General features: G+C 65.9%; 23 protein-coding genes. 9 read left to right on the top strand and 14 right to left on the bottom strand.

The genetic code is table 11. From position 1 onward, the window contains the following. Positions 1 to 7 precede the first annotated feature (7 nt). The 4 genes from CCR94_RS20705 to CCR94_RS20690 form a co-directional block, all read right to left on the bottom strand. Complete coding sequence (locus tag CCR94_RS20705) at positions 8 to 295, bottom strand: DUF5076 domain-containing protein (protein ID WP_104509802.1); 288 nt, start codon at positions 293 to 295, stop codon at positions 8 to 10. Positions 296 to 348: 53 nt separating this feature from the next. Next, positions 349 to 1629 (bottom strand): pyruvate dehydrogenase complex E1 component subunit beta, encoded by a 1281-nt coding sequence (locus tag CCR94_RS20700; RefSeq protein WP_104509800.1) that lies wholly within the window; start codon positions 1627 to 1629, stop codon positions 349 to 351. A gap of 10 nt (positions 1630 to 1639) precedes the next feature. Further along, positions 1640 to 2611: a thiamine pyrophosphate-dependent enzyme gene (locus tag CCR94_RS20695; RefSeq protein WP_104509798.1), complete on the bottom strand. Its 972-nt coding sequence runs from the start codon at positions 2609 to 2611 to the stop codon at positions 1640 to 1642. 75 nt (positions 2612 to 2686) lie between these two features. After that, positions 2687 to 3037 (bottom strand): FtsB family cell division protein, encoded by a 351-nt coding sequence (locus CCR94_RS20690; protein ID WP_104509796.1) that lies wholly within the window; start codon positions 3035 to 3037, stop codon positions 2687 to 2689. Positions 3038 to 3183: 146 nt separating this feature from the next. On the opposite strand from CCR94_RS20690, the gene CCR94_RS20685 reads away from it, so the two are divergent. Next, the gene (locus CCR94_RS20685; RefSeq protein ID WP_104509794.1) at positions 3184 to 3387 is read left to right on the top strand and encodes a hypothetical protein; all 204 of its coding nucleotides are present in this window, start codon (positions 3184 to 3186) and stop codon (positions 3385 to 3387) included. Between the two features lie 54 nt (positions 3388 to 3441). Here the strand turns inward: CCR94_RS20685 and CCR94_RS20680 are convergent, their stop codons facing one another. The 3 genes from CCR94_RS20680 to eno are packed head-to-tail and all read right to left on the bottom strand — an operon-like array spanning position 3442 to position 6033. Continuing rightward, on the bottom strand, positions 3442 to 3918 hold the full coding sequence (locus CCR94_RS20680; protein WP_104509791.1) for a threonine/serine exporter family protein: 477 nt from the start codon (positions 3916 to 3918) through the stop codon (positions 3442 to 3444). Then, a complete protein-coding gene (locus tag CCR94_RS20675) occupies positions 3915 to 4724 on the bottom strand; it encodes a threonine/serine exporter family protein (protein WP_104509788.1) in 810 nt (269 codons plus the stop codon). Before CCR94_RS20675 ends, CCR94_RS20680 begins: the two co-directional genes overlap by 4 nt. A 25-nt stretch (positions 4725 to 4749) precedes the next feature. Further along, entirely contained in the window at positions 4750 to 6033 is a 1284-nt protein-coding gene (eno, locus tag CCR94_RS20670) for a phosphopyruvate hydratase (RefSeq protein ID WP_104509866.1), read from the bottom strand. A gap of 150 nt (positions 6034 to 6183) precedes the next feature. Between eno and queF the strand changes: the two genes are divergently transcribed. Next, positions 6184 to 6645 (top strand): preQ(1) synthase, encoded by a 462-nt coding sequence (gene queF / locus CCR94_RS20665; protein WP_104509785.1) that lies wholly within the window; start codon positions 6184 to 6186, stop codon positions 6643 to 6645. Positions 6646 to 6699: 54 nt separating this feature from the next. Here the strand turns inward: queF and CCR94_RS20660 are convergent, their stop codons facing one another. The 5 genes from CCR94_RS20660 to CCR94_RS20640 form a co-directional block, all read right to left on the bottom strand. Continuing rightward, positions 6700 to 8712, bottom strand: coding sequence for an acetyl-CoA carboxylase biotin carboxylase subunit (locus CCR94_RS20660; protein ID WP_104509782.1), 2013 nt, complete (start codon positions 8710 to 8712; stop codon positions 6700 to 6702). A gap of 153 nt (positions 8713 to 8865) precedes the next feature. After that, complete coding sequence (locus tag CCR94_RS20655) at positions 8866 to 9333, bottom strand: hypothetical protein (RefSeq protein WP_104509779.1); 468 nt, start codon at positions 9331 to 9333, stop codon at positions 8866 to 8868. A gap of 108 nt (positions 9334 to 9441) precedes the next feature. Continuing rightward, on the bottom strand, positions 9442 to 9795 hold the full coding sequence (locus tag CCR94_RS20650) for a hypothetical protein (RefSeq protein ID WP_104509777.1): 354 nt from the start codon (positions 9793 to 9795) through the stop codon (positions 9442 to 9444). 122 nt (positions 9796 to 9917) lie between these two features. Continuing rightward, positions 9918 to 10403: a flavin reductase family protein gene (locus CCR94_RS20645; protein WP_104509775.1), complete on the bottom strand. Its 486-nt coding sequence runs from the start codon at positions 10401 to 10403 to the stop codon at positions 9918 to 9920. Positions 10404 to 10469: 66 nt separating this feature from the next. Further along, positions 10470 to 10958: a cupin domain-containing protein gene (locus CCR94_RS20640; RefSeq protein WP_104509772.1), complete on the bottom strand. Its 489-nt coding sequence runs from the start codon at positions 10956 to 10958 to the stop codon at positions 10470 to 10472. Positions 10959 to 11067: 109 nt separating this feature from the next. On the opposite strand from CCR94_RS20640, the gene CCR94_RS20635 reads away from it, so the two are divergent. From CCR94_RS20635 to CCR94_RS20605, 7 genes are all read left to right on the top strand, one after another. Continuing rightward, positions 11068 to 11982, top strand: a complete 915-nt coding sequence (locus CCR94_RS20635; RefSeq protein ID WP_104509769.1) for a branched-chain amino acid ABC transporter permease — start codon at positions 11068 to 11070, stop codon at positions 11980 to 11982. Further along, positions 11966 to 13285, top strand: a complete 1320-nt coding sequence (livM, locus tag CCR94_RS20630) for a high-affinity branched-chain amino acid ABC transporter permease LivM (RefSeq protein WP_104509766.1) — start codon at positions 11966 to 11968, stop codon at positions 13283 to 13285. The genes CCR94_RS20635 and livM overlap by 17 nt, the downstream gene beginning before the upstream one ends. Then, on the top strand, positions 13282 to 14208 hold the full coding sequence (locus CCR94_RS20625) for an ABC transporter ATP-binding protein (RefSeq protein WP_104509763.1): 927 nt from the start codon (positions 13282 to 13284) through the stop codon (positions 14206 to 14208). The genes livM and CCR94_RS20625 overlap by 4 nt, the downstream gene beginning before the upstream one ends. Further along, on the top strand, positions 14205 to 14927 hold the full coding sequence (locus CCR94_RS20620; protein WP_104509760.1) for an ABC transporter ATP-binding protein: 723 nt from the start codon (positions 14205 to 14207) through the stop codon (positions 14925 to 14927). The genes CCR94_RS20625 and CCR94_RS20620 overlap by 4 nt, the downstream gene beginning before the upstream one ends. Continuing rightward, positions 14924 to 15223: a DUF6867 family protein gene (locus tag CCR94_RS20615; RefSeq protein ID WP_104509758.1), complete on the top strand. Its 300-nt coding sequence runs from the start codon at positions 14924 to 14926 to the stop codon at positions 15221 to 15223. The genes CCR94_RS20620 and CCR94_RS20615 overlap by 4 nt, the downstream gene beginning before the upstream one ends. Positions 15224 to 15309: 86 nt before the next feature. Further along, positions 15310 to 15798 (top strand): hypothetical protein, encoded by a 489-nt coding sequence (locus CCR94_RS20610; protein WP_146090125.1) that lies wholly within the window; start codon positions 15310 to 15312, stop codon positions 15796 to 15798. Between the two features lie 84 nt (positions 15799 to 15882). Continuing rightward, positions 15883 to 17007: a branched-chain amino acid ABC transporter substrate-binding protein gene (locus tag CCR94_RS20605; RefSeq protein ID WP_104509753.1), complete on the top strand. Its 1125-nt coding sequence runs from the start codon at positions 15883 to 15885 to the stop codon at positions 17005 to 17007. Positions 17008 to 17095: 88 nt separating this feature from the next. On the opposite strand, the gene CCR94_RS20600 is transcribed toward CCR94_RS20605, so the two are convergent. Together CCR94_RS20600 and CCR94_RS20595 are read right to left on the bottom strand one after the other, a co-directional pair. Next, positions 17096 to 18013, bottom strand: a complete 918-nt coding sequence (locus CCR94_RS20600; RefSeq protein ID WP_104509751.1) for a bifunctional 5,10-methylenetetrahydrofolate dehydrogenase/5,10-methenyltetrahydrofolate cyclohydrolase — start codon at positions 18011 to 18013, stop codon at positions 17096 to 17098. Beyond that, the gene (locus CCR94_RS20595; protein WP_104509748.1) at positions 18010 to 19227 is read right to left on the bottom strand and encodes an MFS transporter; all 1218 of its coding nucleotides are present in this window, start codon (positions 19225 to 19227) and stop codon (positions 18010 to 18012) included. The genes CCR94_RS20600 and CCR94_RS20595 overlap by 4 nt, the downstream gene beginning before the upstream one ends. Positions 19228 to 19287: the final 60 nt, after the last annotated feature.

Below are 19287 nucleotides of genomic sequence, written 5' to 3'. Positions count from 1 at the left end.
TTTCGTATCAGTTAATCGGCGGCGGCTCGAAGGTCACGCGGTCGAGCCCGGACTCCAGCGCGACGCGCAGGTCGGCGAGCGCCTCTTCGGCGCTCATCTCGGTTTCGTGCGCATAGACCTGCGCCACCTGCATGGCCAGTTCCGCCAGCAGGCGGCCCCACATGTCCGGCTGCTCGAAGGCGCGCTGCATCGACAGCGTCAGCGCCCCGTTGCAGATGAACAGGCGCAGGATTTCCGCCCCGCCATGCTGTTCGACATCCGGGGGCACGGTGAGTTCGACCTTTTCTTGCGACATCGATTTTCCTTTCGCGCGCCAGCGTCTCGATGCGCGTGATAGGGGAGCGGGCGCTAAAGATAAAGCACGGACTCCAAGGCCGCCACCACGTCGCCGACCTGTGGCCGCGCCAGAGCTTCCAAATTGGCGGCATAGGGCGCCGGAACATCCCGCCCCGCCACGCGACGCACCGGCGCGCGCAGCAAGTCGAACGCTTCCTCCATCAGCCGCGCCGAGATTTCCGCGCCGATTCCGCCCTGCGGCCAGCCCTCCTCGACCACGACGCAGCGCCCGGTCCTGGCCACGGACTCGATCACGCAGGCCATGTCGAGCGGCCGCAGCGTGCGCAGGTCGATCACCTCGACGGCGACGCCCTGCCCCGCCAATTGTTCCGCCGCCTGCAAAGCCAGCGCGACGCCGCGCGAAAACGACACCAGCGTCGCGTCCTCCCCCGACCGCGCGATCGCCGCAACGCCGATCTCGACCAAAGCTTCCGGATCGGCCGGCGGGTCGAAGGATTCGCCGTAGAGACGTTCATGTTCGAGGAAAACCACCGGGTTGGGGTCGCGGATCGCCGCCTTGAGCAGGCCCTTGGCGTCGGCGGCCGTATAGGGCGCGACCACCTTCAGGCCGGGCACATGCGCGAACCAGGCGGAGAAATCCTGCGCGTGCTGGGCGCCGACGCGGGCGCTGGCGCCGTTGGGACCCCGGAACACGATGGGGCAATTCAGCGCCCCGCCGGACATGTACAGGGTCTTCGCCGCCGAATTGACGATATGGTCGAGCGCCTGCAACACGAAATTGAAGCTCATGAATTCGATCACCGGCCGCAGCCCGGCGAAGGCCGCGCCGACGCTCAAGCCCGCGAAGGCGTGCTCGACGATGGGGGCGTCCACCACCCGCTTCGGCCCGAATTCCTCCAGCAACCCTTGCGTGATCCTGAACGTCCCCTGATAGGCGCCGATTTCCTCGCCGAGCAGGAACACGCTGTCGTCGCGCCGCATTTCCTCGGCCAGCGCCTGACGCAAGGCCTCGCGCACGGTGAGCCGCGCGACCGGCGCGGGTTCGGGCTGCCGGCGCGCCGGTTCGGGCGCGCGAACTTGCGCGGGCCGTTCAGGCGTCGGCTCGATCGCGGCGATCGGCGCGCCCACGGCGACATTCTCGCCTTCGGAAACGAGAATGCGCAGCAGCACGCCAGATACCGCCGCCTCGACCTCCATGGTCGCCTTGTCGGTCTCGACGTCCGCGAGGATGTCGCCGGCCTCGATGGCCTCGCCCTCCTCCACCAGCCAGCGCACCAGCGTTCCCGACTTCATCTGCGGCGACAGGGCGGGCATCAGCACGTGAGTGATCATCGCCGGCGCCTCACAGCAGGATGTCGGTCATGAGTTCGGCGGCGGCCGGTTCGGCGCCGCGCGCGGCGGCCTCGGCGGCGTCGGCGACGCGCGCGCGAATCTCTGCGTCCACGCGCCGCAGTTCCGCGTCGCTGGCGAGGCCGGCCTCGACGATTTCCGCGCGCAACCGCGCGATCGGGTCGGGCGCAGGCGCGGCCTTTTTCTCGCCGCCGCGATATTTGCCGGGCTCGGCCTCGGAATGACCGCGATAGCGCTCGGTGCGCATTTCCAGAATGGTGGGGCCATGGCCCGCCCGCGCCCAGTCCAGCGCCCGCGTCCCGGCGTCGCGCACGGAAGCCAGGCACATGCCGTCAATCTCCTCGCCGGGGATGCGGAAGGCCGCGCCGCGATCCGCCAGGGCGAGGCGATTCCAGCCGTCGCGCGGTTGGTTGTTCTCGATGACATAGACGATGGGCAGCGCCCAGCGCTGGGCCATGACCAGGCTTTCCGCGAACTGGCCCTGGTCGGCGGCGGCGTCGCCGAGAAAGGCGACGCAAACCTTGCCGTCGCCGCGATAGGCGCTGGCGAAGGCGAGGCCGGTCCCGATCGAGGCCTGGGCCGCGACAATGCCGTGCCCGCCAAAGAAATCCAGTTCCGGCGCGAACATGTGGATGGAGCCGCCCTTGCCGCGCGACAGGCCGTCGCGACGCCCGGCCAGTTCCGCCATCACGGCGCGGGGATCGGCGCCGCTGGCGAGCAAATGGCCGCGCATGCGGTAGGAGGCGATGAACGGGTCGCCCGGATGCGCCGCCTGTCGCATGCCGACCGCAATCGCCTCCTGGCCGATGCTCAGATGGCAGAAGCCGCCGATCAGGCCCATGGCGAACATCTGCCCGGCCCTTTCCTCGAAGCGGCGCAGGAACAGCATCGCGCGAAAGCTCGACAGCGGGTCGCACGCCAGAAATTCCGCCCGCCCGGCGCCGCCATGCGGTTGCATCGCCATTCTCCCTCCCCAAGCGGCGTCAGCCTCGATTCCTTACGAAAGCGTAACAGAAGCGCGGGGAAATGCGAGAGGGCCTCAGCGACGGGTGGTGGCGCCTGTGGTCTCCGCGCTGACCGTGGGCAGGAAGATCATCAGGTCGCTCTTGCCGACATGGTCGAGCAGGGTGCGGGCCTGTTCGTCGAGCAGGTCGCGGTCGATCTCCGGGCCGCGCAGCAGCGCGATGCGATTGCGCCAATAGTCTTCCTCGGCGCGCACCGCCTTCAGCCTGGACTCGATCTCGGCCATTTCCTTGCGCGTGGCCGCGTCAGCCTCAAGGCCGCGCTGGCCGTGGGCGGCGTGGTAAACGAAATAAGACCCGACCACGCCGGAGAAGACGTAGAAGGCCAAGGGGATGAGGATGGCGGCGAGACGCGTGCGAACGACCATGGCGCATTCTCGCGCCTTTTGGTTAGGCGCGGGTTAATGCGCGCCGCCCCGCGCGGCGCCAAACTTGAAATGTTGAGGGGAACCGGGGGCGACTGTTCCATTTTGATACAATTTCCCCCGGACATCGCCAAAAATGGGAGTCCGTCATGCCGTCCCTGGGATTTTCGGTCGAACACAAGGCGCCTATCCGGCGCGGCGCCCCCGCCACCGTCCGCCGCGACCATTTGGACGCACGCGGCGACGGCGGCTTCGTCGTCGGCATGGTCGCCCTCGGCCTGCTGATTCTCTCCGCCGCCGCCTGTCAGGACAGTGTGCGCCTGATGTTCGCGCGGATCGCCGGACTGTTCTGATCGGCGCTTGCGCGTTTCGCCCGGGCGGCGCGCCGAATCGGAGCGCAAGCGGCGTCAGAAGCCGCGATGGCGCGCGAGATGCGACGGGATCGCCAGTCCGGCGCCGATGGCGCCGAGCGTGAAGATGAAGCGCAGCATCGCCTGAAGCGAAGGCAGGATGGCCGCTTCGGCGTTGACCGCCTCGGACGCCGAAATCGTGAAGAAACCCAGCAGCGCCTCGTTGAGAAAGGCGCCGGGCACCATGGGGATGCAGCCTGCCAGCGCGATGGCCTGCGCCGCCGCGCCAATGCCGCGCAGGCCGATCATGGCGACGCTGGCGGTCGCCAGCGCCGCCACGAAGGTCGCGGCTTCGAGAGTCCAGTTCGCGTCCAGGCCAAGCGTGCGAACGGCCAGCGCGAACGCGCCCGCGCCCGCGCAAAGCGCCAGACTGCGCGGGCCGAAATTGAACAGCACGCCAAAGCCGGCCGCCGCGAGGCCGCCGAAAAACGCCTGATGCAGGACGATCCGCGCTTGCGCGGCCAGGTCGATCATGCGCCCGCTCGCAGAAGGCCCTGCGCGCACCAGATGCCGGTGGCGGCGAAAATCATCATCATGCCCACCGCGACCGCCCGCGCGCTGCCGACGGTCGGATAGCCCTCCATGATGTCGGTCTGGGCGTTGGTCGCGGGGACGCCGGGAACCAGCAGCAGGCTCGCCGCGATCGTCGCCATGTCGACGCTGGCCGATCCGAGCAGACGCGCGCCCCAGCCCCCGATCGAACCGGCGACGAAGGCGACCAGGGCCGCGATGACGAAAGGGTTGACGCCGCGCGCCGCCAACCGGCGCCGCAGGTCTTGCCCGACCGTCCCGCCGAGCAGGACAGCGGCGAAGGCCTGCCCGTCGACGCCGAGCAGGCGTCCGAACGCGGCGCAGGCGACCCCCGTCGCCAGCGCCACCAGCCAGATGGGGTGGCGCGGCGTTTCGCGGATCAGGCGATCCAGGTCGCCATTGACCGAGGCGACCGTTCCGCCTTTCTCCGCCACGCGCGCGGCCAACGCGCGCACGGCCATGTCGAGCCGGTGATTGACGCCGAGACCGCCAACCGAAATCATGCGCGTGATGGTGGTCTGTTCGGCTGAGACCGTCAGCCCGATCGAGGCATAGCCGACGCGCACGCCGATAATGCCGGCGCCGAGTCCGCGCGCCGTCATCGTCACCCCAAGACGGGTGACGCTGACGCTCGCGCCGCATTCCATCAGCGCGCGGCCGACGCGCAAGGCGGCGTTGGCGATCCGTTCGAGATCGCGATGACGCATGCGGACCGGGTCCGCATCGTCCTCGTCCAACTCGTCTTGCATCTCCGGCCTGCGGCGATGGGCGGCCTTAAGCCAGCGCCTTCAGAGCGGCGCGGCCGGCGTAAACCGCCTGATTGCCCAGTTCCTCCTCGATGCGGATCAACTGGTTGTACTTGGCCAACCGGTCGGAGCGGGCCAGCGATCCCGTCTTGATCTGGCCGCAGTTCGTCGCCACCGCGAGATCGGCGATGGTGGCGTCTTCGGTTTCACCGGAGCGGTGCGACATCACGGCGGTGTAGCCGGCGCGGTGCGCCATGTCGACCGCAGCGAGCGTTTCCGTGAGCGAGCCGATCTGGTTGACCTTGATCAGGACCGAATTGGCCACGCCCTTCTTGATGCCTTCGCTCAGAATCGCGACATTGGTGACGAAAATATCGTCGCCGACGATCTGCACCTGCTTGCCGATCAGATCCGTGGTGATCTTCCAGCCTTCCCAATCCTGCTCGGCGTTGCCGTCTTCCATGGTGACAATCGGATAGGCGTCGGCGAGCTTTTTCAGATATTCCGCCTGCTGCTGGATCGAGCGGACCTTGCCCTCGCCTTCATAATGATAGGCGCCGTCCTTGAAGAACTCGCTCGCCGCCGCGTCGAGTCCCAGCGCGATGTCCTGGCCCGGCTTGAAGCCGGCTGTCTCGATAGCCTTCACGATGAAGTCGAGCGCGGCTTCCGCAGACGGCAGGTTGGGGGCGAAGCCGCCCTCATCGCCGACATTGGTGTTGTGGCCGGCCTTCTTCAGCGCCGACTTCAGAGTATGGAACACTTCCGCGCCCCAGCGCACCGCTTCCCTGATGGAATCGGCGCCGATCGGCATGATCATGAATTCCTGGAAGTCGATGGGATTGTCGGCGTGGGCGCCGCCGTTGATGATGTTCATCATCGGGGTCGGCAGCACGCGCGCTTGCGTCCCCCCGACATAACGATAGAGCGGCAGGCCGGCGGCTTCGGCCGCCGCCTTGGCGACCGCCAGCGACACGCCGAGGATGGCGTTGGCGCCGAGGCGTTCCTTGTTCGGCGTGCCGTCGAGTTCGATCATGGCCTGGTCGATGCCGACCTGATCCTCGGCGTCGAGGCCGGAAACCGCGTCAAAAATTTCGCCGTTGACGGCTTCCACCGCCTTGAGCACGCCCTTGCCGCCGTAGCGGGACTTGTCGCCGTCGCGCAGCTCCACGGCTTCGCGCGTGCCCGTCGAGGCGCCGGAAGGCACGGCGGCGCGGCCGAACGAGCCGTCTTCCAGGGTCACATCGACTTCCACGGTGGGATTGCCACGCGAATCGAGGATTTCGCGGGCGGCAATGTCGATAATCTCGGTCATCTGGCTTTCCTCTGATTTTTTCGCGCAACGGCTTTCCGCAAGCGTCATAGGCGAATTGCGTGAAAGAAAAAAGAGGGGATTGCCGCTAAGCAATGCCCTTGCCGGGCGGCGCCGGCCTGTCCTAATGCTGCGCGCACGAAGAGGTTGCACATGGTGAGAACACATGAGGGCGCCGGCCTGCTCGGCGCGCAGGCCCAGACGCCAAAAAATCCCGATGAGGCCCGACTCGACCGCGTTCCCAATCCGCATCCGGACGCGGTCTATCTCGCGCGCTTCACCCAGCCGGAATTCACCTCGCTGTGCCCGGTGACGGGACAGCCGGATTTCGCGCATCTCGTGATCGATTATGCGCCGGACAGGTTTTTGGTCGAATCGAAGTCTTTCAAGCTTTATCTCACCTCGTTCCGCAACCACGGGGCCTTTCACGAGGACTGCACGATCCGCATCGCCAAGGATCTGGTGAGCGCGCTCGAACCGCGCTGGCTGCGCATCGGCGGCTACTGGTATCCGCGCGGCGGCATGCCCATCGACGTATTCTGGCAGACCGGCGAACCGCCCAAGGGCTTATGGCTGCCGGACCAGGGGGCGCCGAGCTATCGCGGGCGGGGGTGACGGCGCGGCCCTTCCTGCCCCCGATTGCCGGGCAGGAAGGGCGCGGTCGCTCAATCAGGCGAATTCCATGATCACGGCGTCAACCGCGAGCGAATCGCCTTCCTTGCATTTCAGCGCCTTGACCGTGACGTCGCGCTCGGCGCGAAGCACGTTTTCCATCTTCATGGCCTCGACCATGGCGAGGGGGTCGCCGACCTTCAGCTCCTGGCCGACATTCACGTAAAGCGCCTTGACCAGGCCCGGCATCGGGCACAGCAGGGTTTTCGAGGTGTCTGCGGGCTTCCTCTCCGGCATGAGATTGTAAATCTCGGCCTCGCGGCGGGTGAAGGTGCGCGCCTCGACCGTCACGCCGGCGTGGGAGATGAGGAAACCATTGAGAATGTCGCGCACCTGCACGGAATGACCGACGCCGTTGATCAGGCCGTTCCACACGGGATCGCCGGGAATCCAGTTGGTTTCGAGGCGGTGGGCCTGTCCGCCCTCGACGAAGCGCACCAGCAGCGCGCCCTCGCCCTCGCTCTCGTCGAGTTCGATCTGATACTGCACTTTGCCTAACGCGACCGTGCGGTCGTCGTGGAACTTGACCGGCTTTTGCACCTTCAACTGGCCGGAAATCCGGCGCTTGCGCTGGTTGTAGATATTGTCGACATAGGCCGCGACCGCCGCCATGCGGTGGGCGACCTCGCCTTCCGCCGTCAGCGGCGCGAAGCCGTCGGGATATTCCTCGGCGATGAAGCCGGTCGAAAGATTGCCCGAGCGCCAGCGCTTATGCTGCATCAGCGAGGACAGGAACGGAATGTTGTGGCGGATGCCGTCGATGACGAAGGCGTCGAGCGCCCGCGCCTGCGCGTCGATGGCGACAAGACGGTCGCCGGCGTGAGTCACCAGCTTGGCGATCATCGGATCGTAATAGATCGAGATTTCGCCGCCTTCAAACACGCCGGTGTCGTTGCGCACGGTGATCGCGTCCCACTTGCCTTCCTTGGGCGGGCGGTATTTCACCAGACGGCCGGTGGAGGGCAGGAAGTTGCGGGTCGGGTCCTCGGCGTAAATGCGCGATTCGATCGCCCAGCCGTTGAGCTTGACGTCGCTCTGCTTGATGGTGAGTTCCTCGCCCGCCGCGACTCGGATCATCTGCTCGACGAGATCGATGCCGGTGATCAGTTCGGTGACGGGATGCTCGACCTGCAAGCGGGTGTTCATTTCCAGGAAGAAGAACGACTTGTCCTGTCCCGCGACGAACTCCACCGTGCCGGCGGAATCGTAGTTCACCGCCTTGGCCAGCGCGACGGCCTGCTCGCCCATCTTCTTGCGGGTCGCCTCGTCGAGCAGCGGCGACGGGGCCTCCTCGATCACCTTCTGGTTGCGGCGCTGAATCGAGCATTCGCGCTCGCCGAGATAGATGCAATTGCCGTGCTTGTCGCCGAGCACCTGGATTTCGATGTGGCGCGGGTTGACGATGAATTTCTCCACGAACACGCGGTCGTCGCCGAACGAACTCTTGGCTTCCGACTTGGAGCGCGCAAAACTTTCGGCGACTTCATCGCGGCTGTGGGCGATGCGCATGCCCTTGCCGCCGCCGCCGGCGGAGGCCTTGAGAATCACCGGATAACCGATGCCGTCGGCGATTTTCACCGCCTCTTCCGGGGTTTCGATCACGCCGAGATAGCCGGGGACGGTGCTGACCTTGGCGGCGTTGGCGAATTTCTTCGATTCGATCTTGTCGCCCATCGCCTCGATGGCGCCGACGTTGGGGCCGATGAAGGTGATGCCGTTGGCCTTCAGCGCCTCGGCGAAGGCGGCGCGCTCGGACAGGAAGCCGTAGCCGGGATGCACGGCCTCCGCGCCGGTCTTCTTGCAGGCGTCGATGATCTTGTCGATGACCAGATAGGATTCGCTCGCGGGCGGCGCGCCGATGTTGACGGCCTCGTCGGCCATATCGACATGGAGCGCGTCCTTGTCCGCGTCGGAATAGACGGCGACCGTCTTTATGCCCATCTTGCGAGCGGTCTTGATGACGCGGCAGGCGATTTCGCCACGGTTGGCGATCAGTATTTTCTTGAACATTTTGGCCCCGGTGCGGACGAACGGGTTTCCGCTCTCAAAGAGACGTTTGGAACGGGCCTTTTAGGAGAAGCGGGACCGCGCGTCCAGCGCCGCCAAGCTCGGCGGTCATAGCAAATAGGTTAGTCATTCGGCTTACGCGCAGGCCCAATGGGCTTACGCGCAGGCCAGCGCGGCGCGCACCGGGTCCGCCTCGCCTCTTGCGCGCACGGCCTCGACGAACCAGGCCGGGGCGCTTTCGGCCTCCGCGAGCACATGGGCGAGCAGGGCGTAAACGGCGGGCGTGAGATTGCGGTCGGCCTCGACGATCAACCAGCGCGCGGTTTCGTGATCGAGGATTTTTCCGGGCTGTCCCCGCCACACCAGATGGTCGGTGAGGGTTTCGACGAAGAATTTGGTCCAGTCGCGGCCGGCCCGGCCTTTTTGCGCGCGCTCCAGCGCGAACAGGGCTTCCGCCTCGGGGCGCGCCAAAACCTCGTCCTCGAACAAAGCGCGGCGCAACTGGCGCACTTTTCCCGGAACCATCGCCTCGGCGTTTTGCGCAAGGGAGGCGATCAGTCCGCGCCGGTCGCTCGCCGGCTCGAAGCCGTAAAGCGTGTGTTTGGGCAGGTTTCCGGACGCCATCAACGGGAACTCCTTCAGTGGAGATCAGTTAAGCGCCGGGGTATTGATCGACTTTGAAGAAAACTGGTGAACGAATGGAAAGGTTAATGAGTCACGTCACATTGACTGTCACAGCGAATGGCAAAAAGCGCTGAAATGATCGCGCACGCGCGTCTTCAGCGCGGCGTCGGCGCCGCTGCGTTGCAGCGCCGCGAAAACGGTTTCGACCGCGACCCGCTCCATGCACCGCTCCCAGAAATAGTCCGCCGCCTGGCGCAGCGCGTTCAGACCGGCGGGCGGCCTGGCCCAGACCGCCCTGCCCGCCTGCTCGGCGACGGCGCCTTGGTACAGGCTGTCGGCGAGTCGCCAGCGGTCCAGCAGGGTTTCGACCGTCGGCGGTTCGTCGAAGGCGAACAGCCGGGCGGCTGAGCGGGCCGTGGTTTTGGGAAAAGCGATAACCTCAGCGCTGTTTTGGGCGTTCATCGGGGCGATCCGGCTGTTTCCGCGCGTCGCGACCCCAGTGGCGAATTTCGCGCCAAAGCCGGATACGCCCTCAAGCTTTACATCACGGCCCCTACTTAAAACTTGCGCGGCGCCGCGCAAGCTTAGTCCCCGACCCGCCCATAGGCGCGGTGGTGATAAATCAGGCTCGGTCCCGCCGCCGGACGGGCGACGGCCAAAACCTCGCCGAAGAAGATGTGGTGGGTGCCGACGTCCTTCACTTCCGTCAGCTTGCATTCGAAACAGGCGAGCGCGCTGAGCAGCGCCGGCTGGCCGTTCACGCTGCGCTTCCACAGGCCGTGGGTGAATTTCTTTTCAAAATGCTCGTCGGTGCGGCCGGCGAAAATGTCGGAGAGTTCGCGATCCTGCGCGGCGAGACTGTTGACGGTGAAAAACCCGTTGTCGATGAAGCGCGGCGCGGACGCGGTTTCGCGATTGACGCAGACGAGCAGCGTCGCCGGGGAATCGGTGACGGAGGCCAGCGCCGTCACCGTCAGGCCCGCCGGTCCGGCCTTGCCGTCAGTGGCGATGATATGCACCGGCGAGGCGAGCGCGCTCATGGCGTCGCGATAGTCTTTGGGGTCGATCATGCGGGCCTCCCTCGATGTGCCGCGCTTGCTGTAGCACCGCGCGCGCCCGGCGACAAAGGGGCTGACTCAATAGGGCCGCCCGTCCTTGTGACGATACCGCCAGCGCCCGTCGTCCGCCTGCTCCGCGGCGAGGTCATCGACGGGATAAGAGGCCTCGTCGCCGGGCGGGCGGTCGCCGATTTCCAGATAGACCGCCGGGCGCGCGGCCCGATTGACCAGTTGGTGGGCGACGCCGTCGGGGGGAAAACCGGCGCACATGCCCGGCGCGAGCGGGAATTCTCCCGCGTCGGTGACAAGCGTGGGATGGCCGTCCAGAATATAGACGCATTCCTCCTGCCGGCTGTGGCGATGCAGCAGGGCGGATTCCGCGCCGGGCGCGAGCGTGACGAGATTGACGCCGAATCGGGTCAGGCCGAAAAAATCGCCGAGCGCGCGTTTTTCCCGGCCCTGCATCCGACTGGCGAAAGGCTCGGGATAATTGGATTTTTTCGCGCGTGGAGGAATAGAAACCGCGTTTTCGGCGATGATGCGCGGGGTTGACGTCGAATTGCTCATGCTTGCCTCCAAAAATGCGCCTTTTTCGCTCCGACGGGCGGCAGCCCGCCCGCTATTGCCGCAGGACGCGCCGATTGCTAGCGTCACCCCAAGCGAATCCGGCGGCGCAATGGAAATCTTCCTGCAACAGATCATCAATGGCGTAACGCTCGGCTCGATCTACGGGCTGATCGCCATTGGTTATACGATGGTTTACGGCATTATCGGCATGGTCAATTTCGCCCATGGCGACGTGTTCATGCTGTCCGCCTTCATCGCCCTGCTGCTGCTTCTGCTGCTGACGCAGATGCTGGGGCTTGCCGCCGCGCCCGCCTTCGTGGCGGCGATGGTCGCCTCCATGGCCCTCACCGCCCTTTGGAACTACGCCATCGAGCGGGTCGCCTATCGGCGCTTGCGCAGTTCGTTCCGGCTGGCGCCGCTGATTTCGGCCATCGGCATGTCCACCTTTCTCGCCAATTTCGTCACGGTGACGCAGGGGCCGAACAACAAGAGCATCCCGCCGATGTGGGACGACGTGATCAAGATCACCTCAGGCGGCGCCTATGACGTCACCCTGTCCTACAAGCAGATTCTCATTGTCGCGGTGACCGGCGCGCTGCTCGCCGCCTTCTGGTTCGTGGTGCAGAAAACCGCGCTCGGGCGGGCGCAGCGGGCGTGTGAACAGGACGCCAAAATGGCGGCTTTGCTCGGCGTGGACGTCAACCGCACCGTCGCGCTCACCTTTGTCATCGGCGCGGCGCTGGCGGCGGTGGCCGGTTCGCTCTACCTGCTGCAATATGGCGTGGTGAAAAGTTCCGACGGCTTCGTGCCGGGCGTAAAAGCCTTTACCGCCGCCGTGCTGGGCGGGATCGGCTCGCTGCCCGGCGCCGTGCTCGGCGGGCTGCTGATCGGCCTGATCGAGACGTTGTGGGGGCAATATTTCTCCAGCGACTACAAGGATGTCGCGGCCTTTTCCGTGCTGGCGATCACCCTCATTTTCATGCCCTCAGGCCTGATGGGCCGCCCCGATGTCGAAAAGGTTTGACGTGACGCGCGGGGATCACATTTTTCGCGCCGCGCGCGAGGCGGCTTGGGCCACGCTGGTCGTCGCGGGTCTGGGCTTTCCCATCATCGCCTATCGCGCCGAGCCCGACTTCAACAATGCGCTGATGTTGCAGGCGCGCTGGCCGCTGTTTTTCGAATTTTGCCTCGCCGCCTTCGTGCTGCGCTTCGCCCTGGCGCTATGGAGCGGCGGCGCGGCCAAAGCGGTTGCGCGGGAAAGAATCTGGCGCAAGCCCGGCTGGCTCGGGCCGGTGGCGCTCGCCGTGCTCGTGGTTTATCCGATCGCCATTGTCGGCGCGCTTGGACCGCAGGCCGCGCTCAAGTGGGTGGACACTTATGGCGTGCAAATCCTGATCTACGTGCTGCTCGGCTGGGGCCTGAACATCACGGTCGGCCTCGCCGGCCTGCTCGATCTCGGTTATGCCGCCTTTTATGCGGTGGGGGCCTATGCCTATGCCCTGATCGCCCCCGCCACCGGCCTCGGGTTCTGGGCGCTGCTGCCTGTGTGCGGCCTGCTCGCCGCCTTTTGGGGCTTTTGCATCGGCTTCCCGGTTTTGCGCCTGCGCGGCGACTACCTCGCCATTGTGACGCTGGCCTTCGCCGAAATCGTGCGCATCGTGCTGATCAACTGGGATGTGGTCACCCATGGCGAGGCCGGGCTGTTCGGCTTTCCCGGCCTGAATTTCTTCGGCCTGCCCTTCATACCTGGACCGCGCGGTTTCGCCGCCCATGTCGGCTTGCCGTTCGCCGGCGTCCACAAGCCGATTTTCCTGTATTATCTGGTGCTGGTTCTGGCGCTGGCCGCCAATTTCGTCTCGCTGCGGCTGCGCCGCCTGCCGCTGGGCCGCGCCTGGGAGGCCTTGCGCGAGGATGAGATCGCCTGCCGGGCGCTTGGGCTGGACACCGCCAACATCAAACTCACCGCCTTCGCGCTGGGCGCCTTTTTCGCCGGCGTGGCCGGTTGCCTGTTCGCGCTGCGGCAGGGTTTCGTGTCGCCGTCGGCCTTCACTTTTTCGGAAAGCGCGCTGATCCTCGCCATTGTCGTGCTGGGCGGCGGCGGCTCGCAACTCGGCGTGGCCGTGGCCGCCGTGTTTCTGGTCGGCGCCTCCGAGCTTTTGCGCGAGCTGACCTTTTTGAAAAGCGTGTTCGGGGAGGATTTCGATCCCGCGCAATATCGCATGCTGCTGGTCGGCCTCGCCATGGTCGGCATGATGAATTTCCGGCCGCGCGGGCTGGTGTCCACGCGAGAGCCGACCATAAGACTCGGACCGGAGCCGGCGAAATGAGCGCGCGCTGGATCGACGATCCGATTCTGCGCGTGGATGCGCTCACCATGCGCTTTGGCGGGCTCGTCGCCGTCAACGAGGTCTCGTTTGCCGCCGGGCGCGGCGACATTACCGCGTTGATCGGCCCCAATGGCGCGGGAAAAACCACTCTGTTCAACTGCCTGACCGGCTTTTACCAACCGACCAGCGGCCGCATCGCCTTTTCGCCCGAGCGGCTCGATGCGGAAAAGATCGAACGCCTGACCCGCTCGGCGCGAAAAAGCGACGGCGACACGTTTTTGCTCGAACGCATGGCCGACCATGAGATCGTGCGCAAGGCGCGGCTGGCCCGCACATTCCAAAACATCAGGCTGTTCCAGGGCATGAGCGCGCTGGAAAATCTGATGATCGCGCAAGGCAGAAGCCTGTCGCGCGCCGCCGGTTTTTCGGTGCTGGGCCTGCTCGGCGCGCCTTCGTGGCGGCGCGCCGAACGGGCGGCTGTGGACCGCGCGGCGGGCTGGCTGGAGCGCATCGGCCTGACAGGTCGCGCCGACGATCCCGCCGGCGAACTGCCCTATGGCGACCAACGCCGGCTCGAAATCGCGCGCGCCATGTGTACAAACCCCGCCCTGCTCTGCCTCGACGAGCCGGCGGCGGGTTTGAACGCCACGGAATCGCGCGATCTCGCGGATTTGCTGCGCGCGATCCGCGACGAGGGCGAGACCTCGATCCTCTTGATCGAGCACGACATGTCCGTGGTGATGCGGATTTCCGACCATGTGGTGGTGCTGGATTACGGCCAGAAGATCGCCGACGGCTCGCCGGTCGAGGTGCGCGAAAATTCCGCCGTGATCGCCGCCTATCTTGGCGTCGAGGAGACCGACGAGCCGGCGGCCGAAGCCGCGCTTGCCGAGTCCGCGAAGACGGGGAGCGACGCGACATGACCGCGCTGCTGTCGATTTCCGGCCTCACCGCCTTCTATGGCGCGGTGCAAGCCTTGCGCGGGGTCGATCTCGAAGTCGGAAAGGGCGAGATCGTCGCCCTGATCGGCTCCAATGGCGCCGGCAAATCCACTTTGATGATGTCGATCTTTGGCGCGCCGCGCGCCCGCGACGGCCAAATCCTGTTCGATGGGCGGGACATCACGCAGATGCCGACCCACGAGATCGCGCGGCTCTCCATCGCACAATCGCCGGAGGGGCGGCGGATTTTTTCGCGCATGACGGTGTTCGAAAACCTGCAAATGGGGGCGGCGGTCGCGGGCTTTGAAGGCTTCGAGGCCAATCTGGAGAAAGTTTTCGGCATTTTCCCGCGCTTAAAAGAGCGGCTGCGCCAGCGCGGCGGCACGCTTTCGGGCGGCGAGCAGCAGATGCTGGCGATCGCGCGCGCGCTGATGAGCAATCCCAAGCTGCTGCTGCTCGACGAGCCGTCGCTCGGCCTGGCGCCGCTGGTGTGCAAGCAGATTTTCGAGACGGTCAAGCGGCTCAACGAGGTCGAGGGCCTGTCCGTGTTTCTGGTCGAGCAGGACGCCCATCACGCGCTGAAACTGGCGCATCGCGCCTATGTGCTGGTCAACGGCGCCGTCACCCTGTCCGGCAAGGGCGCCGACCTGCTGCGCGACCCAAAAGTGCGCTCGGCCTATCTTGAGGGGGGCGCGCATTGAGTTTCGTCATCGGCGACTGGCGGGTGTTCGTGGGCGTGACGCTGGTTCTCGGCGGACTCGCCAGTTTCGCCTCCGGGCGCGCGGTGGCCCGCGCCTGGAAGTCGCCTGCGCTGCTGCCGCTCTATGGGCTTTTGCTGGCTGCGGCTATTCGTTTCTTGCATTGGTCGCTGTTCCAGGAGCCGCTCGCGCCGCTGGGCGCGTTGGCCGCCTATGGCTGGAGCCTCGCCGTGCAGGGCGCCTCCTGGGCGATCGCGCGCCGCGCCATGATGCGTCGGCAATATCCTTGGTTGAATTGAAACCAAAGCGCGGGCTTCCCATTTCTATTTCATGAAACAGCGGCGCGCCTGATCGCTCCGCATCATTTCAAGAAACGGAGACGTCCATGCGTATGCTCTCGACAGTGCTGGCGGGCGTGCTGGCTTTCACCCTGATGGAGCCGGTCGCCGCCGCGCCGATCGCGCCCGCCGCGATCGAGCGCACGGCCGCGCCGGTCGAGGCGGCGCACTACCGCCGCTATGCCCACCGGCACTATTACCGCCATTATCATCGCGGCTATCGGCATCACCGCCGTTACCGCCATGGTTACGATCCCGGCGCGGCGATGTTCGGCGCCGTGATCGGCGGCGTGCTGTCCAATCCCTGCCTCTACGGCGGCTGCCGCCGTTACGATGACGATTATTACGGCGGCGACCCCGTCTATTATGGCGGCGGCGGTTATTATGGCGGCGGTCGCTATTATGGCGGCGGCTGGCGCCGTCATGGCTGGGGCGGAGGCCCCCATCACGGCGGCTTCAACGGCGGCGGGTTTAATGGGGGCGGCGGCTTTCATGGCGGCGGACACCCCCAGGGAGGCCTCCGTCCCCCCCACTGAGGGCGCCAAGGCTATCGACAAACCTTCGGGCAGACGGCAAGATCGGCCAAGTTTGGTTGCTCATCGCCTTCGCCCGGAGTCCTCATGAGAAAGCACGTTTTCGCCGGCCTCGCCCTCGGCCTTCTGGCGGTCCTGCTCGCCGGCCCCTCCCGCGCGCAGATCATTGTGGGCGTGGGCAGTCCGATCACCGGATCGGACGCCGCCTTTGGCGCCCAGGTCAGGAATGGCGCGGAACAGGCGGTCGCCGACATTAACGCGGCCGGCGGCGTGCTTGGCCAGAAATTCCAGATTTCGGTCGGCGACGACGCCGGCGAACCCAAGCAGGGGCGTTCGGTCGCCAACAAATTCGTCGGCGAGGGCGTGAGCTTCGTCGTCGGCCATTTCAATTCGGCGGTGACCATGCCGGCGTCGGAAGTCTACAACGAGGCCGGCGTGCTCGAAATCTCGCCCGGCTCGACCAATCCGCAGATCACCGAGCGCAACATGCCGTTGCTGTTTCGCACTTGCGGGCGCGACGACCAGCAAGGCGCCGTCGCCGCGAAATATCTGACCGACCACGCCAAGGGCAAGAAGATCGCCATCGTCCACGACAAGTCCACTTACGGCAAGGGTCTCGCCGATGAGGCGCGCAAGGCGCTCGCCGTCGCCGGGATCAAGGAGGTGATCTACGAGGGGCTGAACAAGGGCGAGAAGGATTATTCCGCCATGGTCTCCAAGATCAAGTCGGTGGACGCGGACATTGTGTTCTTCGGCGGCTATTTCACCGAGGGCGGCCTGTTGGTGCGGCAGATGCGCGACCAGGGGGTGAAGGCCATTCTGATGGGCGGCGACGGCATCGCCAGCCAGGAATTCGCCTCCATCGCCGGGCCGGGCGTCGAGGGCGCGCTGATGACCTTCCCGCCGGACCCGCGCAAGCGCCCCGAGGCCGCCGCCGTGGTCAGGACTTTTGAAGCCAAGGGCTACAATCCCGAGACCTACACCCTCTATTCCTACGCGACCGTGCAAGTGCTGAAACAGGCGATCGAAAAGGCCGGAACCGCCGACCCGACCGCCGTAGCCAAGGCTCTGCACGACTCCGGGCCGTTTTCGACCGTGATCGGCGATCTGTCGTTCGACGCCAAGGGCGACATCACCCGCGCCGATTACACGGTTTATGAATGGCGCAAGGCCGCCGATGGCAAGGTGAGCTATCAGCAGATCGAGAAATGAAAAGCTGACCTGACGGCGACGTCCCCTCGTAACGCATCATCCGCTCTCCCCACGTGCGGGGAGAGCGCTCAGACCGATGGCTTGCGCGTCAGAGCGCCGCGAGCTTCGCCGCCCGCAGCGTGTTGGACATCAGCAGCGCGATGGTCATCGGGCCGACGCCGCCGGGAACCGGGGTGATCGCGCCCGCCACCTCAAGGGCTTCCTGCAAGGCCACGTCGCCGACCAGTCGGGTTTTCGGCTGGCCATCCGGGCGAAAACCTTCGCCGGGGATGCGGTTGATGCCGACATCGATCACCAGCGCGCCGGGCTTGATCCAGTCGCCCCGGATCATTTCGGGACGGCCGACCGCCGCCACCAGAATGTCGGCGCGCCGCGCCACGGCGGGCAGATCCCTGGTGCGCGAATGGGCGACCGTCACCGTGGCGTTCCGCGCCAGCAGCAATTGCGCCATCGGCTTGCCCACAATGTTGGAGCGCCCGACGATCACGGCTTCCGCTCCGGAAATGTCGCGACCCAAAGCCTTGGCGGCTTCCTCGATCAAGAGCATGGCGCCCGCCGGGGTGCAGGGGACCAAAGCGCGGTCGGTCAGGCCGGTGGCCAGCAGGCCGACATTGACGGGGTGAAAGCCGTCCACGTCCTTTTCCGGCGCGATGGTTTCCAGAACCTTGCTGGCGTCGATGCCCTTGGGCAGCGGCAATTGCACGAGAATGCCGTGGATGGCCGGATCGACGTTGAGGCTTTGCACCAGCGCGATCAACTCGGCTTGCGTTGTCGTGACGGGAAGATCGTGCTGCACCGAAAGGAAGCCGCACGCGCTGGCCGCCTTGCCCTTGGATTTGACATAGACCTGGCTGGCCGGATCCTCGCCCACCAGCACCACGGCGAGGCCGGGCTTTTGCTTGAGCAGAGCCGCTTCCGCCGCGACCCGCGCCAGCACCTCCGCCTGGGCCGCCTTGCCGTCGATGAGCAGGGCCTTTTTCCCCGAGGTTTTCACGATCTCGCTCATGCTTTCTCCTCGCTTCCTTGGAATCGGTCGGCGCGCCGCAAGTCCGGAAACAGCGCCGCCCACAGTCCGACCACGACAATCGCGGCGACGCCGCCAAACAAAGCCGCGCCAACCGCGCCGAGCAGCGACGCCGCGACGCCGGATTCAAACTCGCCCAACTGGTTTGAAGCGCCGATGAACAAAAAGTTCACCGCCGAAACCCGGCCGCGCATAAAATCGGGCGTGGCGATTTGCGACAGGGTCTGGCGCACCACCATGCTCACCACGTCGAACGCGCCGAGCGAGGCCAAGGCGGCGGCGGACAGCCAGATGTTTTGCGACAGCGCGAAAACGACGGTCGCGAGGCCGTAGGCAGCGACGGCGGCGAACATTTTGACGCCCACGCGCCGACGCAGCGGAAACACCGACAGCAGCAGGCTGACGCAGATCGCCCCGGCGGCGGGCGCCGCGCGCAAAAACCCCAAAACTTCCGGGCCGACATGCAGAATGTCGCGGCAATAGATCGGCAGCAGCGCCGTCACCCCGCCGAACAGCACCGCGAACAGGTCGAGCGAGATCGAACCGAGCAGCACCTTGTTCGACCAGATGTAGCGCAGTCCGTCGAGCGCGTTCTTTTCGTCGGTTGTTTTGGTTTCGGCGGGCGCGTTGGGCATGACGATGGTCAGCGCCAGCGGCGCGGCGGCGGCGGCCAGGATCGCGCAGGCGAGAAAGATCTTCTCCGCCCCGAGGGCGTAAAGCAGGCCGCCAAGCGCCGGGCCGGCTATGGTCGCCGCCTGGAACATGGTGGTCGAGAGCGCCACGGCGCGGGAAAAATGGGCGCGGTCGACGATTTGCGGCAGCAACGCCGAATTGGCCGGCCCCGAAAACGCCCGCGACGCCCCGAGCGCGAACAGGGCCAGATAGATCCAGGGAATGGGCGCGTCGAAAAACGCGATGAAAAAGATCGCGAGCGAGGCGGCGCCCTGGCCGAGCGCGGCCAGGGCGGAGATTTTGCGGCGGTCGTGACGGTCGGCGGCGGGGCCGCTCCAGCGCAGCAAAACCAGCAGCGGCAGGAATTGCGCCAGGCCGACGAGGCCGAGGCTCAGCGCGCTGCCGGTGCGGGAATAGACGTGCCAGCCGATGGCGACATCGAGCATTTGCGCGGTGAAGGCGCCAAGCCCCCGCATCAGCAGGAACAGGACGATGTTGCGCCCGACGGAAAACGAGGAGACCATGCCGGTTTCCTACAGAGTTTCAACCGCGACGCCAACAAAATGTCGCGCCAGGGCGCGCAT

Source organism: Rhodoblastus sphagnicola (assembly GCF_002937075.1).
Lineage (GTDB): Bacteria > Pseudomonadota > Alphaproteobacteria > Rhizobiales > Beijerinckiaceae > Rhodoblastus > Rhodoblastus sphagnicola.
The sequence above is the reverse complement of the archived record's forward strand: the minus strand, read 5'-3'. Positions and strand labels throughout refer to the sequence as shown.